Source organism: Sanguibacter sp. 25GB23B1, assembly GCF_040012415.1.
GTDB lineage: Bacteria > Actinomycetota > Actinomycetes > Actinomycetales > Cellulomonadaceae > Sanguibacter.
Map to the genome: position 1 here is coordinate 21,946 of NZ_JBDYKL010000037.1, position 17,480 is coordinate 39,425.

Sequence of the window (17,480 nt, forward strand, 5' to 3'; positions counted from 1 at the left end):
CGGGGCCGGACGAGGGCGGTGCGTCGATCCTCGCGGTGTTTCACGTGGAACAGCCGGCGGGCCAGCGGTGTCGCTGGTGTCGGCGGTCTGCTGGACAATGACGGCTGCGGTGGCGGACGGTAGCGCCCCAGGACGATCGGATGACGATGAACGACCTCGAGATGCCCGCGAGCGTGCCCGACGCGACGAGCCTCGACGACCTCGCGGCGGCTCTGCGCGCGGCGGCCGGGGCGTACTACGACTCGGACGCCCAGACGATGTCCGACGCCGAGTACGACGACGGGATCGAGCAGCTGCGGATCGCCGCGACGGAGGACCCGGAGCTCGCGGAGCGTTACGACGACCTCCTCGGTGCCGTCGCTGCCGGTCAGTCGGCGGGCGGCGACGTCACGCACACGTCCCTCATGGGGTCGATGGAGAAGGTCGTCGGTCTCGAGGCGGTGGGGGAGTTCGTCGCCGGTCTCGGTGGGCCGGTCGTCGTCGAGCCCAAGCTGGACGGCCTCGCGCTGACGGTCACGTACCGCGACGGGGCGCTCGCCGTCGCCGCGACCCGGGGAGACGGCCGCTCGGGGGAGGACATCACCGACCGCATCCGGCGTCTCGAGGTGACCGGACTCCCGGAGCAGCTCGCCGGCGCCTCCGCCGGGGTGCTCGAGGTGCGCGGCGAGGTCTTCGTCACCGAGGTCGACTTCGAGCGCGCCAACGAGCTGCGCCTCGCGTCCTCCGCGAAGGCGACCGCGTTCGTCAACCCGCGCAACGCTGCCGCCGGCATCCTCCGCAAGGGCGACCCGGACTTCGCGGGGATCCCCACCTTCGCCGCGTACGAGGTGCTGCCCGACCCGGCAGACCCGACCGTCGGCACGACCACGCACACCGAACGGATGGCCCTCGTCGAGAGTCACGGCCTGCGCACGGTCCACCAGCTCGTCGCGACGCTGAGCCCCGAGCCCACCACGGACGTCGACGAGGTCCTCGCGCGTGTCCAGCTCCTCGGCGAGGGTCGCGCGACCCTCGGCTTCCCGATCGACGGAGCGATCGTCAAGGCCGTCGACGACGACGACCGCCGGGCCGCCGGCTACGGCTCTCGCGCCCCGAAGTGGGCGATCGCCTACAAGTACGAGGCCGAGAACGCGACGACGACGGTCCGCGCGATCACCACGGCCGTCGGCCGCACCGGTCGTCTCGCCGTCCGGGTCGAGGTCGAGCCCGTCTTCGTCGGCGGGACCACCATCACCTACGCGAGCGGGCACAACGTCGGCTGGATGCTCGAGCGCGACGTCCGCGTCGGTGACACGGTCACCGTCCGCCGCGCCGGGGACGTCATCCCGTACATCGCCGACGTCGACCTCGACGCCCGGCCCGCCGGCTCCGAGCCGTGGGCGCCGCCCGAGACCGACCCGGTGGGCAACCCGTGGGACAAGTCCACGCTCCTGTGGCGCTCGACGTCGCCCGAGCTCTCCGTCCTCGGCAAGATCGTCTACGCCGCGTCGCGCGACTGCTTCGACATCGAGGGCATCGGCACCGAGATCGCCACCGCGCTCGTCGAGCGCGGCCACGTCTCCACGGTCGCCGACCTCTTCACGCTCGAGCTCGCCGACCTCGAGGCCCTCGACCTCGGCGGCCGCGCCCTCGGCGCTGCGAACGCCGGCAAGATCTTCGCCGAGATCGACCGCGCCCGCAGCACACCGTGGAACCGCGTCATCACCGCCCTCGGCATCCGCGCCACCGGCCGCACCATGGGCCGACGCCTCGCCGCCGCCTTCCCGACCATGGACCGGCTGCGCGCCGCCAGCGTCGACGCCCTCGCCGACGTCGGCGGGATCGGCCCCATCAAGGCCGAGATCATGCACGCCGGCCTCCGCGAGCTCGAGGACGCCGGCGTGCTCGACGCCCTCGCAGCAGCGGGCGTGAACATGGGCACCGAGCCCGAGCCCGGCGACGAGGCAGACGCGCTGCCGCTCTCCGGGATGCGCGTGGTCGTCTCCGGGTCGGTCCCCGGCCTGACGCGCGGCGAGGTCGCCGAGGTCATCGAGGCGAACGGCGGTACTGCCTCGAGCTCCGTGTCCACCACGACGACCCTGCTCGTCTCCGAGCCGTCGACCTCGTCGAAGTACAGGAAGGCCACTGACCTCGGCATCCGCATCGTCACACCGGACGAGTTCCTCGCGATCCTCGCGGGCACGCCGACCGCGGACGCCGTGGAGGCGGACGTCGCAGAGGAGGACACCACCGATGGCGATGTCACGGAGGAGGGCGTCACTCCGAGCCCAGGACCATCCACTTCTCCGGAGTCGTGATCGGCTCGAAACCGACCCGCTCGTAGACGGCGTGCGCGTCGCCCGTGGCGAGGAGGATGCGACGGACGCCGAACGGTTGCAGGTGGTCGCGGACCGCGGCGGCGAGGGCCGTGCCCAGCCCGTTGCCGCGGGCCTCGCGGGCGATGTACACGTCGCACAACCACGCGAACGTCGCGCGGTCCGTGACGACACGGGCATACCCCACCTGCGTGCCTGCCGCGTCGTAGACCCCGAAGCTCAGCGATCCGGCCATCGCGGCGTCCTGCTTCTCGCGCGACCGGCCCATCGCCCAGTACGCGTCCTCCGACAGCCACCGGTGCACGAGCGCCGCATCGATGCGTGACGGGTCGGCGGAGATCTCAAAGCCCTCGGGCAGCGCGGTCATCCCACGATCCTAGGGACCTCGACCACCGACAGCAGTGACCCGAGGGCACCGCGACCCGTCAGAGCAGCTCGTCCGTGAGGTGGTTGGGCGTCCCGAAGCGGTGCGCCGTGATGCTCACCGCCTGCTCCCGCAGGAACGGCAGCATCTCGACCCGCCCGGACTCCGTCACCGGGTGCGCCCACACGGCGACGTCGGGCCGCCCGTCGGTCGCCGCCGCGACCGCGGCCAGGCCTGCAGGGTTGAGCAGGCGCACCCGCCCTGCGCCGCGCCGGGCGACGCGCGCCGCGAAGGACGCGTCGTCCTCCACGTGCAGCCGCCGCACGACCGCGTGCACGGCGACGAGCACCTGCGACGGCAGCGGCACGCCCGTCGACACGATGACCGGTGCGCCCGCGAGCGCGGCGGCCGCGACGACGCGCAGCAGGTCGACGAGCGGCTCGTCAGCACCCCGGCGCACGAGCACCGGGGCGGTCACGGGCAGGTGACGGAAGACGTTCCGCTCGCTCGCGAGAGCCGAGACGTCGGACGCTGCGCCGTAGCGGCTCGCCCACGCACCGGCGTCGCTGTGGGTGGCCCGCTCCAACGACGCGACGTCGTGCGCGGACAGGGTGGGCACCCCCGAGCCGACTCCGGCCTTGGCGATCGCGACCTCCGCACGGGCCGCGTCGAGCAGGCGGGTGACCGCCGGTGCGGTGACCGGGTGCGTCGCCGTCGCCCTGTCCGGCTCCCAGGAGCCGAGCCCGAGCAGGTAGTTCGGTCCACCGGCCTTCGTGCCCGGTCCGACGGCCGACCTCTTCCAGCCGCCGAACGGCTGCCGGCGGACGATCGCGCCCGTGATCCCGCGGTTGACGTAGAGGTTGCCCGCCTGGATCCGGGAGAGCCACGTGTCGATCTCGGCAGGGTCGAGGGACTGCAGCCCGGCGGTGAGGCCGTAGTCGACGTCGTTCGCGAGGGCGATCGCGTCCTCGAGCGTCTCGGTCGTCATGACGCTGAGGACGGGACCGAAGTACTCGACCTGGTGCGACGTCGACCCGCGGACCACGCCCGACCGGACGCCCGGCGTCCACAGCTGCCCGGCCGCGTCGAGGCGGCGCGGGGCGAGCGCCCACTCCTCGCCCGCGTCGAGGGTCGTGAGGCCGTCGAGCAGCTTGCCCTCCGCAGGTGCGACGAGGGGGCCCATCTGGGTCTGCGGGTCGTCGGCCGTGCCGACCACGAGGGACGACGCCGCGTCGAGCAGCTGCGTGCGGAAGCGGCGCGAGCGCGCGACCGAGCCGACGAGGATGACGAGCGACGCCGCCGAGCACTTCTGGCCAGCGTGACCGAAGGCGGACGTGACGACGTCGCGCACCGCGAGGTCGAGGTCCGCGCTCGGCGTGACGATGATGGCGTTCTTGCCGCTCGTCTCGGCGAGCAGCGGCAGGTCGGGTCGGAACGAGCGGAAGAGCGCCGCCGTCTCGAACGCACCGGTGAGGATGACGCGGTCGACGTGCGGGTGCGCCACGAGCGTCCGGCCGAGGGTCGACTCGTCGACCTGGACGAGACGCAGGGCGTCCCGCGGGACGCCCGCGTCCCAGAGGATCTCGGCGAGGACCGCGCCGCAGCGCTCCGCCTCGCGCGCCGGCTTGAGGACGACGGCGGAACCCGCGGCGAGGGCCGCGAGCGTCGAGCCCGCCGGGATCGCGACCGGGAAGTTCCACGGCGGCGTGACGAGCGTGACGCGGGCCGGGACGAAGCGCGCACCGTCGACGTGCGGCAGCTCGAGCGCGAGCTCGGCGTAGTAGTGCGCGAAGTCGATCGCCTCGGAGACCTCGGGGTCGCCCTGGTCGAGCGTCTTGCCCGCCTCCGAGGCCATGACCTCGAGCAGCTCCGCGCGACGCGCCTCGAGCAGCTCACCCGCGCGGTGCAGCACCTCGGCCCGGTCCGTCGCCGACAGCGACCGCCACGCGGCGTCGCGCGCGCCCTCGAGAACCGTGTCGAGCACAGCGGGGTCGGTCACGCGCGACGCCTCGATCGTGGTCGAACCGAGCGTGGACCCGGCGACCCGGCGGAGGATCTCCCGCGCCCACGCGCGGTTGGCCTCGACCGCCGGGTCCGTGTCCGGTGTGTTCGTGAACCGTCCGGGGCCGGGGGAGTCGACCGCCGCATGACGGTCGGCGCTGCGGTGCGGTGCAGGGACGTGGTCGTCCGGCTCGTCGTCGAGCGCTGCGAGCGAGGCAAGGAATCGGTCGCGCTCGCGGGCGAAGAGGACGGGGTCGGAGTCGAGCTCGAAGACGGCGGACATGAAGTTCTCCGTCGACGCCCCCTCCTCGAGGCGGCGGATGAGGTACGCGATCGCGACGTCGAACTCCCGCGGTGCGACGACCGGCGTGTAGAGGAGCAGGCTGCCGACCTCGCGGCGCACGGCCTCGGCCTGCCCCTGGGCCATGCCGAGGAGCATCTCGAACTCGATCCCCGCACGGACGCCGCGCTGCCCGGCGAGCAGCCACGCGTACGCGACGTCGAAGAGGTTGTGCCCCGCGACGCCGACGCGCACGTTCGCGATCCGCTCGGGGTGCAGCGCGTACCGGAGCACCCTCTTGTAGTGCGCGTCCGTGTCCTGCTTGGAGTGCCACGTGGCCAGGGGCCAGCCGTGCACCTCGGCCTCGACCTGCTCCATCGGGAGGTTCGCACCCTTGACGAGGCGGACCTTGATGCTCGCGCCGCCGCGGGCACGGCGACCGGCAGCCCACTCCTGGACGCGGATCATCGCGGCGAGGGCGTCCGGCAGGTAGGCCTGGAGGACGATGCCGGCCTCGAGACCGAGGAGGTCCGGGCTGTCGAGCAGACGCGTGAAGACGGCGATCGTGAGATCGAGGTCCTTGTAGTCCTCCATGTCGAGGTTGACGAACTTCGGCGTCGGAGACGCTGCGGCGGCGAGGAACAGGGGGCGCAGCCGCTCGACGATGTGACCGACGGACTCGTCGAACGCCCACGGGTTGTGCGGCGGGACGGTGGACGAGACCTTGACCGAGACGTAGTCGACGTCGTCGCGGTTCAGGAGCCGGATCGTCCCCTCGAGGCGCTTGTCCGCCTCGCGTCGACCGAGGACGGCCTCGCCGAGGAGGTTGATGTTCAGGCGGACGCCCTCCCCGCGGACGTGCGCGATCGCCGGTCCGAGCCGCCGGTCGCTCGCGTCGATGACGAGGTGCCCGACCATCTCCCGGAGAACGCGCCGGGCGACGGGGACCACCACACCGGGAAGGAGGGGCGCGACGACGCCGCCCAGCCGGAGCGCCGCGCGCATCGGGGCCGGAAGGAACCGAGGGGCGGAGCGGCCGAGGGAGCTCAGGGCCCGTGCGGCGACCCGGTCGTCCTCCGGGCGGACGACACCGTCGACGAAGCCGACGACGAAGTCGAGACCGCCCGGTTCGCCGAGCGCGCCGGCGAGCTGCGCGGCCGAGCCGTCGACAGGGAGGTCCGAGGCCTCCGCGAGCCAGCGACGGACGAGCGCGACGGACTCGTCGGCCAGGCGGGACTCGTCGGTGGCGGCGGCCGCGGTCGGCGTCGTGGTGCGTGGGGTGGCGCGCGTCATGTGAGTCTCCCTCAAGGCTCGTGACCGGGCTGGGTGCAGACCCGTCGGGACCAGTATCGAACGAGCGAGTCTTCGGGTACAGCGATCATTTCAGGCCTATAATCGTCACGGCAGCCGATGATTCGTGGGCGGTCGTCCAGCTCCACCGGCACATCGAGGAGCGCGATGCTCGACCTCCACCGGCTCGTCCTCCTGCGCGAGCTCGCAGCGCGTGGAACGCTCGCCGCCGTCGCCGAGGCGATGTCCTTCAGCCCGTCCACCATCTCGCAGCAGCTGAGCATGCTCGAGAAGGAGACCGGCATGACGCTCCTGCGCAAGGCCGGTCGTGGGGTCCAGCTCACCCCGCAGGCCGAGGTGCTCGTCGACGCCACGGAGCGGCTCCTCGACATCGTCGAGCGCACCGAGGCCGAGCTCCAGGCGTCGCTCACGAGCGTGCGCGGCCGCGTCCGCGTCGCGGTCTTCCAGTCCGCCGCGCTCGCCCTCATGCCCGGCGCCCTGCGCACGATGGCTGCCCTCTCCCCGGACGTCCGCGTCGAGATGGTCCAGCGCGAGCCCGAGCAGGCGCTGCGCGAGACCTGGATCCGCGACTTCGACATGGTCGTCGCCGAGCAGTACCCCGCGCACGCCGCCCCCTGGCTGCCCGGTCTCGACCGTCGCGTCCTCACGACCGACGCCATCCGCCTCGCCCTGCCCCCGGTCGAGACCGCCCTGCACCCGGTCACCGGACTGGCCGACGTCCACGGGACGCCCTGGGTCATGGAGCCCCGCGGCACCGCGTCCCGGCACTTCTCCGAGCAGACGTGCCGCTCCGCCGGCTTCGAGCCCGACGTCCGCTACGAGACCGCCGACCTCCAGGCGCAGATCCGCCTCGTCGAGTCCGGAAACGCGGTCGCCCTCATGCCCGACCTCGTCTGGACCGGGCGCACCACGACGTGCCGGCTCGTCGACCTCCCCGGACTGCCCCGCCGGACCATCTTCACCGCCCAGCGCGAGGCGAGCCTCGCGTCCCCAGCCGTCCGGATGCTCCGCGAGACGCTCGAAGAGGCGGCCGCGGCGCTCGCGGCGCAGGCCTGAAGCGCCTGGATCCTGTCGCAGAGGAGCGCCACACAGGTCAAGGCTGTGCGTCTTCGCGCCGATAGAGTCCGCATCAGGGGAGGGGACCGATGACAGCAGGTAGGTCTGCAGGTGTCGAGTCGAGGCGGCAGTCCGAGCTCGCGCGCGCCCACGAGCGAGCGGCGGCGGAGGCTCGGACGAAGGCGGGAAACTACTCTGCAGCAGCCGTCTCCGAGAGGGCCACGGTCGCGGCGCTGGAAAGGTTGGCGGGCGTCGGATACCACCTGCTCGCCGATCGACGATGGCCTGGCAGTCGCACCGCGAACGTCGACCTCGTCGTGGTCGGCCCCGGTGGGGTGTTCATCCTCGACACCAAGTGGTGGAGAGACGTGTCGATCGCGAGCGGCCGGATCTACCGAGGCCAGGAAGATGTCACAGAAGACATCTACAACCTTGCGGATCTCGGGCAGGTAGCCGAGACGGACCTCGCGGAGATCGGCCTCTCGCCGAACGAGGTTCACCCGGTTGTCGTTCTCCATGGTCGGCAGGGCATCAACGAGATCGTCGACAGCGTTCGGGTTGTCGGAGAGCGCGACGCCTTGAAGTTCATCGCGAGCCACGGACAGCGTCACACGCCCGTGCGGGTCGACGCGATGCTCGCTCGGTGCCTCCAGCTCTTCCCCGTGATCGGCAGCACGGTCCAACCCCCTGCTCCGGTCGCCGTCGTGCCCGAGCCGGTGCTCACCGAGCCGGTGGACGAACCGCTCCTCAGCGAGGAGGAGATCAGCTCGGCACTCCTCGATTCCGTGCTGGCGAGCCCCGTCGAGGACTGGATGGCGTTCCTCCACCCAGACCAGGCGAAGCTCGTGCGCCGGTCGTTCAACGGTCCTGCACGTATCCGCGGCTCCGCAGGGACCGGCAAGACAGTCGTCGGTCTCCACCGCGCCGGCTACCTCGCACGGACCAACCCACGAGGCCGGGTTCTTGTCACGACCTTTGTCGGAACGCTGCCGGCCGTGCTCCACCAGTCGATGTCGCGGCTCGCTCCTGACGTCTCCGACAGGATCGAGTTCACCTCCGTCCACCGTTTCGCACGTCGGATCCTCGAGGCCCGAGGAGTGCACGTCAGGCTAGACGCAGACAAGACCACGAACATCTTCAACCTCGCGTGGGCACGGGTCGGACGACACGGTCTCGGCGCGACCGGTCAATCTCGCGAGTACTGGCTCGAGGAGATCTCGTCGGTGATCAAGGGACGAGGGGTGGCGACGTTCGACGCCTACGCCGACCTTGCTCGTACTGGTCGACGAAAGCGTCTGGGCGTCGAACAGCGCCGCGCAGTCTGGGATCTCTTCTGCGCCTACCAGGCAGGGTTGGAGTCTGCGGGGATCGAGGACTTCGCCGGGATGATCCTCCTCGCGGAACGGGCGCTCGAGGCTCGTCCGTATGGACACGTGGTGGGCGAGGAGCAGCTGACGTCCGTGATCGTCGACGAGGCACAGGACCTCAGCTGCTCGCAGATCCGCCTCCTCTACTCCTTGGTCGGAGACTGCCCCGACGGCCTCACTCTCATCGGCGACGGTCAGCAGTCCATCTACCCCGGTGGCTACACGCTCGCGGAGGTAGGCATCTCGCTCGCTGGACGAGGGATCGTCATGGACGTCAACTACCGGAACACCTCAGAGATCATCGAGTTCGCCACCACCCTTGTCGAGGGTGACGAGTTCGCAGACATCGAAGGGTCCACGGCGGTCCGAGACGCCGTCGGTCCTGTCCTGCGGTCGGGCCCGGAACCCGTGCTCTGGCCGGCCGTTCATGGCGGTGCGACTCTCGAGAGCCTGCCGACAGGGAAGCAACGCGAGGCGCTGGGGCTTTCCGCGATGGTCGACCGGGTGCGGAGCGTGGTCCAAGAGGTCGGGACGAGCCTCGGCGACGTGGGTGTCCTCGCGCAACGGCTGGGAGACGTCCGTGCGATCACACGTGCACTGAGCGAGGCCGGAGTTCCCGTCAAGCAGCTCGCCGACTATCGGGGACATGTCGAGGATGTGGTGAAGGTCGGGACTATCAAGCGCGCCAAAGGGCTGGAGTTCAAGCAGGTGCTGGTGTGTGCTGTGCCGTCGGAGATGCTCGGGGATCGAACGTTCGCCGGTCCCGACGGCGATGGCGGCCAGGAGTCATGGGCGCGGATGCGGCGTGAGCTCTTCGTCGCGATGACCCGTGCACGGGACGGACTGTGGGTCGGCTCGTGGTGACTTCTCCGTACATCTCCGAGATCGGGTGACGCGGGCCGCCCGGTCTGTGAGCATGGGGTCCATGGACGAGACCGCCGCGAAAGAGCACCTCCACCACTATCTGCAGGAGGGTCGCGAGATCCTGCTGTGGAAGCTCGAGGGCTTGTCCGACTACGACGTCCGGCGCCCTCTCGTACCGACCGGCACCAACCTTCTCGGCCTCGTCAAGCACGTCGCCGGCACGGAGGCGGGCTACTTCGGGGCGGTCTTCGACCGTCCGTTCCCCGAGCCCTTGCCCTGGATGGAGGAGGACGCCGAGCCGAACTCCGACATGTGGGCCACGCTCGAGGAGAGCCGACAGTCGGTGATCGACCTCTACCGCCGGGTCTGGGCGCACTCCGACGCGACGATCGAGGCGCTCCCGCTCGACGCGGTCGGGCACGTCCCCTGGTGGCGCGCCCCCGGCACGGTGACGCTCCACAGGATCCTCGTGCACATGATCGCCGAGAACCAGCGGCACGTCGGCCACGCCGACATCGTCCGCGAGCTCGTCGACGGGGCGACCGGGCTGCGGCTCGGCAACGAGAACCTCCCGCACGAGGACGCCACCTGGTGGGAGGGGTACCGGACCCGCCTGGAGGAGGCGGCGCGCGCGGCGGAGCAGGAATGAGGGGGAGACGCGCCGCGGCGGTCGGTCTCGCGATGATCGGTGCACTCGTGACCGCGTGCTCGACTCAGGACGCGCGGACCGGGGCGCCGGCGAACGGCGACCCTCCCGGGGTCGTGCTCCCCGCCCCGCAGGCGACGCAGGAGGATCCCCACTCACGGCTCCTGGCCGCGATCGACGCCTTCGTCGAGGCGTCGTCCGACTTCCCGACGGACGCGGCGCTCACGCCCGAGCAGGCAGCGATCGTCGACGAGGCGTACGCCGTCGCGACAGAGCTCTCGACCGAGGCCTATGCCGCCACGGGCACCACGCTCGTCGTCGTCTTCCCCGTGTACGCCACGATGCCCGGGCTGCCCTTCGGCACCTTCTGGACGTCGACGCACCCCGCGGTCACCGGCGTCGGGTTGACGACCACGTGGTACGAGCACGTCGCCAGGCTCGACGAGTGGGTGCGGGCTCTGCCGGCGGGCTCGGGCTACGAGACGCTGGTCCAGCCTCCTTCGCCCGTCTCCTGAGGCAGAGCCGAGGTGGTGCGGCCCGGTGGTGCGGGTCAGTCGTCGACCCATTCCAGGAGGTCGCCCGGCTGGCACTCGAGGACTCGGCACATGGCCTCCAGGGTGCTGAACCGGACGGCCTTGGCGCGCCCGTTCTTGAGGACCGCGACGTTCGCGGGTGTGAGGCCGACGCGCTCGGCGAACTCGCCGACGCTCATCTTGCGCCGGGCGAGCTCGACGTCGATCCGGACGACGATCGCCATCAGATGACCGCTTCCATGTCGGTGCGCAGCGTCGTGGCCTGTCGCAGGAGCGTGCGCATGACGACGACGAGCAGCCCGAGGACGGCGCCGGCGATGAGGACGAGCGTGAGGAGCATCGGCAGCCCGGGGTCGTCAGCCCGGAACCCGACGTAGAGCCAGACGCCGAGCAGCACCACCCACGCGGCGACGATGGCCCAGACGATGGCGTCCACCCAGGCCAGCGACGGCTCGGTGAAGATGCGGTCCTTCGCCACGAGGGTGAGGAGCTTCCACGTCGAGACGATGACGGCCTGGACGCACAGCACCCAGAAGACCGTCACGGCAGTCAGCGGCCAGCGCAGGTAGGCGTCCTCCGGCGACTCCTCGGCCATGTGGGCGAACTGGCCGGGCAGCGACAAGGTCTGGAAGACGACGAGGATCCCGAACAGCAGGACGAGGAACACCTTGAGGGCGGTGATGGCCCGACGCGTCGTGATCATGCATCGACTATCATCGTGCATCTATCGTTTGTCAATAGGGCAGGCGTGGTCGAGAGATCGGACGGAACGATGAGGTACCTGCTCACCCTTCTCGCGGTCGCCGCCGGAGCAGCCGCCGTCGTCGCCGGAGAGGCCGACGACTCGCCCGGCCTCCAGGGCCTCGGTGCACTGCTCGCCGTCGGCGCGGTGATCCTGCTCGTCCGCTCCGTCCGTCGGAGCAACCGCAGGTGACGGGAGCGTGTGATGGGATGGGACGCATGCCCACCAGCTCTGAGACCAGCACGACCGAGACCACGACCGCTCGCACGGACGAGTACGTCGAGGACTTCGCGCGCTTCGTCGCCGCGAGCCCGTCGTCCTACCACGCAGCCGCCGAGATGGGCCGCCGGCTGGACGCGGCAGGCTTCACCCGGCTGGACGAGGCGCACGAGTGGGCGCCCCTCCCGACGACCGCGTACGTCGTCCGCGACGGCGCCGTCATCGCCTGGAACCAGCCGCAGGACCCGGGGCCGACGACACCGTTCCGCATCCTCGGCGCACACACGGACTCGCCCGGCTTCAAGCTCAAGCCCAAGCCCAGCACCGGTTCCCACGGATGGCTCCAGGTCGGCGTCGAGATCTACGGCGGGCCGCTCCTCAACTCATGGCTCGACCGCGAGCTCGAGCTCGCCGGCCGCCTCGTCACGCGGGACGGCACGGAGCACCTCGTCCGCACCGGCCCGTTCCTGCGCATCCCCCAGCTCGCCGTCCACCTCGACCGCGACGCGAACACCGGCCTGACGCTCGACCGGCAGCGCCACACGAGCCCCGTCTACGGCGTGGGGGAGCGAGGCGGCTCCGACGTCGTCGGGCACCTCGCGGCGCTCGCGGGCGTGACCGCCGAGGACGTCGCGGGGTACGACGTCCTCACGGCGGACACCGCACCCGGGGCGCGCTTCGGCCTCGACGGGTCGCTCTTCGCGTCGGGCCGGATGGACAACCTGACCTCCGTCTTCGCCGGCCTGCGTGCGCTGCTCGCCACCGCGGAGTCCGCGACCGCGGCCCACATGAGCGTCCTCGCGGCCTTCGACCACGAGGAGCTCGGTTCCGAGTCGCGCTCCGGCGCGAGCGGGCCCTTCCTCGACGACGTCCTCACGCGACTGACCGGCGCGCTCGGCGCCACACCGTCGCAGCGGCTCCAGGCGTACGCCGCGTCGTGGTGCCTCTCCGCGGACGCCGGCCACTCGGTGCACCCGAACTACCCGGAGAAGCACGACCCGGCCAACCAGCCGGTCGCCGGTCGCGGGCCGCTGCTCAAGATCAACGGCAACCAGCGCTACGCGACCGACGGCGTCGGCGCCGCCCTGTGGGCGCGCACGTGCGAGGCGGCAGGCGTCCGGTACCAGGAGTTCGTCTCGAACAACACGGTCCCGTGCGGCTCGACGATCGGCCCCCTCACCGCGACCCGGCTCGGCATCCGCACGGTCGACGTCGGCGTCCCGCTGCTGTCGATGCACTCCGCGCGAGAGCTCGCGCACGTCGACGATCTCGCTGCGCTGGGCTCAGCAGTCGAGGCGTTCTTCCGCGGCTGACCCGCGACGACAATCCCGGTCATCGGTGAACATGTGTCAGATCAGCCGTGAACTCACCCCGCGCGTGCCCCCAATCGCCCTGGCTCTCCCGTACAGTCATCGCCATGGAACGGACGCTTGATCCCGTAGTGCGACGACGCGCTGCCGACGAATCTTTTCAACGCGCTATCGAGGCGTTCACCAGCGGTGACCACCAGCGCGCCGAGCACGAGTGGCTGACGGCCCAGAGCGAGTTCGTCGCGCTCGATCTCAAAGAGCGGGCCGTCGACTGCACCGTCAAGCTCGGCGTGGTCTACCGCGCCACGTCCCGCTTCGCCGAGGCCGAGGACGCCTACCAGCGTGCGCGGGAGTTCTACAGCGCGAAGGGCATGGACAGGCTCGTCGCGAACTGCACCGCGAACCTCGGGAACGTCTACCAGTCGACGGGTCAGCTCGACGAGGCGGAGAAGGCGTTCAGCGAGGCGCGCTCCTACTTCCAGACCCACGACCTCCACCACGAGGCCGCGACCTGCGCGGTCAACCTCGGCGACCTCTACTGGGACGCCCAGCGCGCCGACGAGGCCGAGCTCGCCTACCGTTCCGCGCTCGAGTACTACCAGGCGCTCAACCTCCACCGTCAGGTGGCCGACTGCCAGATGAACCTCGGCCTCGTCTACTGGGGCACCGAGCAGCTCGACGCCGCCGAGGCGGCGTACGCCGCGGCCCGCGAGTTCTACATCGCGCAAGGGCTCCAGCGCGAGGTCGCGAGCGCCGCGATCAGCCTCGCCGGCATCTACGCCAGCTCTGGGCGCTATGCGCTCGCGGAGTCGGCCTACGGGTCGGCCAAGAACTACTACGAGGCGCACGGTCTCCGTCACCGTGTCGCCGACTGCACCATCGGTCTCGGCCTCTCGTACCGCGAGCTCGAGCGCTACGACGAGGCGACGGCGGCGTACGCGACCGCCCGCGAGATCTACCGAGGCCTGGACCTCGCCCGCCAGGTCGCCGACTGCACGGTCGGCCTCGCGGCGACCAACCAGGACGCCGGCCGCTTCGACGACGCGGAGAGCGACTACAAGAGCGCGCTCGCCGCCTACCAGGAGCTCGGGCTGCACCGCCCGGTCGGCGACTGCATGGTGGGGCTCGCGGACATCTACCAGGTCACAGGTCGCACCGACGAGGCGGAGACCGCCTACGCGGAAGCGCGCCGCCAGTACGAGGACCACCTCTCGCGTCGGGTCCCGTGACGCGCGGGTCCTCCCAGGTCGCTCGGTGAAGGTTCGTCGCGCGCTCGCGCGCGCCTACTGGGCCGTGAGCCGGTGGAGGTACGTCTCTCCGGCGACCCCGCCGCAGGGCGGCGGCATCCTCATCGGCGCACCCCACACGTCGAACTGGGACTTCATCATCATGCTGGCGATCACCGCTCAGGCCGGGATCTCCGCGAAGTACCTCGGCAAGCACACCCTCTTCGAGGGACCGCTCGGTCCGCTCATGCGGGCACTCGGTGGCATCCCGGTCGACCGCCGCAACCCGCAGGGGATCGTCGACGACATCGTCCGGCGCGTCCAGGCCGGCGACCGCTTCTACCTCGTCGTGACGCCGGAGGGAACGCGGTCCAAGGGGGAGTACTGGAAGTCCGGGTTCTACCGCATCGCGATGGAGACCGGCCTGCCCATCACTCTCGGGTACGTCGACCGCCCGACACGCACGGTCGGCCTCGGCCTGACGTTCCAGCCGACCGGCGACGTCGCGGCGGACATGGACCTCGTCCGTGCGTTCTACGCGGACAAGACCGGCCACACCCCGTCACGACGCACCGAACCCCGCCTGCGGGACGAAGAAGCGGGCCCTGCCGGGGACACCGGTGTGGTGCCTCCCGCAGAGCCCGCTCCCTGACGTCAGCCCGACGTCAGCGCATCGAGACCCAGATGCACCGGATCTTGACGAGGTGCGCCGGCTCGGTCACCGGGGTCGGGGGTGCGACCACGTCGGCCGGCGCCGGCGGTGCGGTCGGCTCTGCAGCGACGGGAGTCTCGACCGGGTCGGGCTCAGGAGCCGCGACGGGCGGCGCTCCGTCGGTGGCGACCGGGGCCTCGATGGCCCGAGCCGCGACGGACCCGACGGTGAGCCGCGCTGCGACGGGCTCGACGGAGTTGATGCTCGGGCTGAAGTCGGCGACGTCGTCGAACGCGAAGCCGTACGCCTTGCCGTTCGCCTGGCTGCGGTGCATCGCCGCGGAGTAGAGGTTGGACGTGCCGGTGGCGGGGTAGAAGGCGTCGGGGTCGTCCGTCGGCTGGCGGTCCGAGCCCTGGTGCGTCGCCGTCGAGAGCGTCCCGCGGTTGAGCGCCGCACAGATCCGCGCGCCGATGGCGAGGGCCGCGGTCTGGTTCGGCTGGTCGGCGGGCTGCAGGGCGCCCTGGCAGGCGTAGACGTCGACGGTCGTCGGTGCGGCGAACGACCCGACCGGGGTGCCGGTGGAGTCGTGGAACGTGAAGGTCCCGTCGGTCACCCGACCGGTGAAGGCACCGAGGGCGGTGTCGACCGTCAGCGGGTGCGCCGTGTAGTAGGACCACGCATCAGCGACATAGGTGTCGAGGTGGGCGTCGCTGACGAGGCCCTGGTGGATGCCGTGGACGGGCGCGATGGCGCGCAGGGGAGTGCCGTCGGGGCCGAGCTGCACGAGACCGGCGGTGCTCGGGTCGGCCGCGAGGTCGTCGAAGACCTGGGCACGGGCACCCGGAACCGGCTTGCCCTGCGTCTCGGTGCTCCCGTCGGCGTTCGTCACACCGACCGTGAGGGGGACGCTGAACATGTCGACCATCGTCGTGTTGATGAACAGGCGCGAGCCGTCGCGGGCGAACTCGACCCAGTCGTAGCGGACGGCGTGGTTGGGGTCGCTCGGCAGCCATGCTGCCGGCTCGACGAGGCCGCCGGGGGTGAGCGAGAGCTGGAGCGGGGCGTCGAAGGCGAGGTAGATGCGCCCTCCGACGAGGCCCGGACCGAGGTGGACGGTCATGCTCTCGCCGTCGGCGGGGCCGGCGATGGACGTGTCGGGCGCGAAGGGTGGTGCCGTGCCGTCAGGGATGCTCTCCGGGAGGTCGAACGCGTGCCACGTCCCGGCGCGTCGACCCAGCCCTGAGCGCCGGTGGCCTGGTCGCGCGCGATGACGTAGACGCGGGTCTCGCCCGGGAGGCCTGAGCCGTTCGTCACGGTGAGGGGCAGGAGCTGTGCGGCGGCGGCACCGGCGGTCGGCGCGACGGCTACGAGGCCGGCGATCATGAGCAGCATCGCGACGAGCAGCGCGGCTCCGGGGTGGACGGCGTGACGTGGTCGAACGAGCATGCGGCGGGCCTCCGTCGGTCGAGCGGTCTCGAGGCAGGCAGCAGCACCGGCCCTGAAACGGCAGTAAACCAGACAAAAGTGAGGAAACCCTCATGTGGTCGAGGCTAGTCCCGGCCGGTCTCCGTAAGACGCTGCAACGACGTGACCAGGGCGGACGCCGTGAGCCGTCCGACGACCTGCCCGTCCTCGAGGACGTCGAGAGAGTCCGCCGACGTGGCTGCCAGTGCGGAGAACGCGTCGTCGAGACCGGCCCCGAGCGGGATCGACGACGCCGACGCGACCTCTCCGGCAGGCGCGAGATCCGCGCGCTCGACGGTCCCGAGCCCGAGCAGGCGCAGCGCACGACCCTGACCGATGAACTCGGCCACGACGTCGTTCGCCGGCTGGGCGAGCAGCCGCACAGGGTCGTCGACCTGCTCGATGACGCCGCCCTTGCTGAACACCGCGACCCGGTCGGCCAGCCGCACCGCCTCGTCGATGTCGTGCGTCACGAGCATGACGGTCGTCCCGAGGTCCTCCTGGATGCGACGGAACTCGACCTGCAGCCGGCGCCGGCCCACCGGGTCGACCGCACCGAACGGCTCGTCCATGAGGAGCACGGGCGGGTCGGTCGCCAGGGCACGGGCGACCCCGACGCGCTGGCGCTCGCCCCCGGAGAGCTCGTGCGGGTACCGGCGGCTGTACGTGCCGGTGTCGAGACCGACGAGGTCGAGGAGCTGGGCCACGCGGTCTGCGGTCCGCCTCCGGTCCCAGCCGAGGAGCCGAGGGACTGTCGCGACGTTCTGCGCGACCGTCCGGTGGGGGAACAGGCCCACGTGCTGGATGACGTAACCGATCCGCCGCCGCAGGGCCACGGGGTCGCTCGCCGCGACGTCCTCCCCGTCGAGGAGCACCTGCCCGCCGGTGGGGTCGACGAGCCGGTTGACCATGCGCAGCGTGGTCGACTTCCCGCACCCGGACGGCCCGACGAGGGCGAGGAGCTCGTGCCGCCGCACGTCGAGGTCGAGACCCTCGACGGCCACGGTGCCGCTCGCGAACTCCTTGCGGACCCCTCGGAAACGGATGAGGACGTCGTCCGGCGTCGCGGAAGGACCCTTGGCAGCCATGCGCGCGACACTACCGTCCCACCCGGCTCGCGGCGCGATCGG

16 protein-coding genes are annotated in these 17,480 nt (G+C 71.4%); 9 read left to right on the plus strand and 7 right to left on the minus strand.

The window, feature by feature from the left end; genetic code table 11:
- Positions 1-140: 140 nt before the first annotated feature.
- Positions 141-2,297: an NAD-dependent DNA ligase LigA gene (ligA, locus tag ABKW26_RS17030; protein WP_348595192.1), complete on the plus strand. Its 2,157-nt coding sequence runs from the start codon at positions 141-143 to the stop codon at positions 2,295-2,297.
- On the opposite strand, the gene ABKW26_RS17035 is transcribed toward ligA, so the two are convergent.
- Both ABKW26_RS17035 and ABKW26_RS17040 read right to left on the minus strand, forming a co-directional pair.
- A complete protein-coding gene (locus ABKW26_RS17035; protein ID WP_348595193.1) occupies positions 2,257-2,682 on the minus strand; it encodes a GNAT family N-acetyltransferase in 426 nt (141 codons plus the stop codon). The genes ligA and ABKW26_RS17035 overlap by 41 nt on opposite strands.
- Before the next feature lie 58 nt (positions 2,683-2,740).
- A complete protein-coding gene (locus ABKW26_RS17040; protein ID WP_348595195.1) occupies positions 2,741-6,253 on the minus strand; it encodes a bifunctional proline dehydrogenase/L-glutamate gamma-semialdehyde dehydrogenase in 3,513 nt (1,170 codons plus the stop codon).
- A 165-nt stretch (positions 6,254-6,418) separates the two neighbouring features.
- Between ABKW26_RS17040 and ABKW26_RS17045 the strand changes: the two genes are divergently transcribed.
- The 4 genes from ABKW26_RS17045 to ABKW26_RS17060 all read left to right on the plus strand — a co-directional run bounded on the left by ABKW26_RS17045 (position 6,419) and on the right by ABKW26_RS17060 (position 10,719).
- Positions 6,419-7,327, plus strand: coding sequence for a LysR family transcriptional regulator (locus ABKW26_RS17045; RefSeq protein ID WP_348595196.1), 909 nt, complete (start codon positions 6,419-6,421; stop codon positions 7,325-7,327).
- 89 nt (positions 7,328-7,416) lie between these two features.
- Positions 7,417-9,558, plus strand: a complete 2,142-nt coding sequence (locus ABKW26_RS17050; protein WP_348595198.1) for a UvrD-helicase domain-containing protein — start codon at positions 7,417-7,419, stop codon at positions 9,556-9,558.
- A gap of 61 nt (positions 9,559-9,619) precedes the next feature.
- Complete coding sequence (locus tag ABKW26_RS17055) at positions 9,620-10,207, plus strand: DinB family protein (protein WP_348595200.1); 588 nt, start codon at positions 9,620-9,622, stop codon at positions 10,205-10,207.
- Positions 10,204-10,719: a hypothetical protein gene (locus ABKW26_RS17060; protein ID WP_348595201.1), complete on the plus strand. Its 516-nt coding sequence runs from the start codon at positions 10,204-10,206 to the stop codon at positions 10,717-10,719. Before ABKW26_RS17055 ends, ABKW26_RS17060 begins: the two co-directional genes overlap by 4 nt.
- Before the next feature lie 35 nt (positions 10,720-10,754).
- Here ABKW26_RS17060 and ABKW26_RS17065 read toward each other — a convergent pair whose 3' ends face one another.
- Positions 10,755-10,961, minus strand: a complete 207-nt coding sequence (locus ABKW26_RS17065; protein WP_348595202.1) for a helix-turn-helix transcriptional regulator — start codon at positions 10,959-10,961, stop codon at positions 10,755-10,757.
- Positions 10,961-11,440, minus strand: a complete 480-nt coding sequence (locus ABKW26_RS17070; RefSeq protein WP_348595204.1) for a DUF2975 domain-containing protein — start codon at positions 11,438-11,440, stop codon at positions 10,961-10,963. The genes ABKW26_RS17065 and ABKW26_RS17070 overlap by 1 nt, the downstream gene beginning before the upstream one ends.
- A gap of 69 nt (positions 11,441-11,509) precedes the next feature.
- Here ABKW26_RS17070 and ABKW26_RS17075 point away from each other — a divergent pair, with 69 nt between their 5' ends.
- The 4 genes from ABKW26_RS17075 (at position 11,510) to ABKW26_RS17090 (ending at position 14,886) form a co-directional block, all read left to right on the plus strand.
- Positions 11,510-11,671: a hypothetical protein gene (locus ABKW26_RS17075; protein ID WP_348595206.1), complete on the plus strand. Its 162-nt coding sequence runs from the start codon at positions 11,510-11,512 to the stop codon at positions 11,669-11,671.
- Between the two features lie 26 nt (positions 11,672-11,697).
- Positions 11,698-13,011: a M18 family aminopeptidase gene (locus tag ABKW26_RS17080; RefSeq protein WP_348595208.1), complete on the plus strand. Its 1,314-nt coding sequence runs from the start codon at positions 11,698-11,700 to the stop codon at positions 13,009-13,011.
- Between the two features lie 104 nt (positions 13,012-13,115).
- Complete coding sequence (locus tag ABKW26_RS17085) at positions 13,116-14,237, plus strand: tetratricopeptide repeat protein (protein WP_348595209.1); 1,122 nt, start codon at positions 13,116-13,118, stop codon at positions 14,235-14,237.
- A 25-nt stretch (positions 14,238-14,262) separates the two neighbouring features.
- On the plus strand, positions 14,263-14,886 hold the full coding sequence (locus ABKW26_RS17090) for a 1-acyl-sn-glycerol-3-phosphate acyltransferase (RefSeq protein ID WP_348595210.1): 624 nt from the start codon (positions 14,263-14,265) through the stop codon (positions 14,884-14,886).
- 13 nt (positions 14,887-14,899) lie between these two features.
- Here the strand turns inward: ABKW26_RS17090 and ABKW26_RS17095 are convergent, their stop codons facing one another.
- The 3 genes from ABKW26_RS17095 to ABKW26_RS17105 form a co-directional block, all read right to left on the minus strand.
- Positions 14,900-16,075 carry a beta-1,3-glucanase family protein gene (locus ABKW26_RS17095; RefSeq protein ID WP_348595228.1) on the minus strand — a complete coding sequence of 392 codons (1,176 nt, stop codon included), beginning with the start codon at positions 16,073-16,075 and terminating at the stop codon, positions 14,900-14,902.
- Positions 16,003-16,332, minus strand: coding sequence for a hypothetical protein (locus tag ABKW26_RS17100; RefSeq protein ID WP_348595230.1), 330 nt, complete (start codon positions 16,330-16,332; stop codon positions 16,003-16,005). Before ABKW26_RS17100 ends, ABKW26_RS17095 begins: the two co-directional genes overlap by 73 nt.
- Positions 16,333-16,436: 104 nt before the next feature.
- Positions 16,437-17,438: an ABC transporter ATP-binding protein gene (locus ABKW26_RS17105; protein ID WP_348595212.1), complete on the minus strand. Its 1,002-nt coding sequence runs from the start codon at positions 17,436-17,438 to the stop codon at positions 16,437-16,439.
- Positions 17,439-17,480 lie beyond the last annotated feature (42 nt).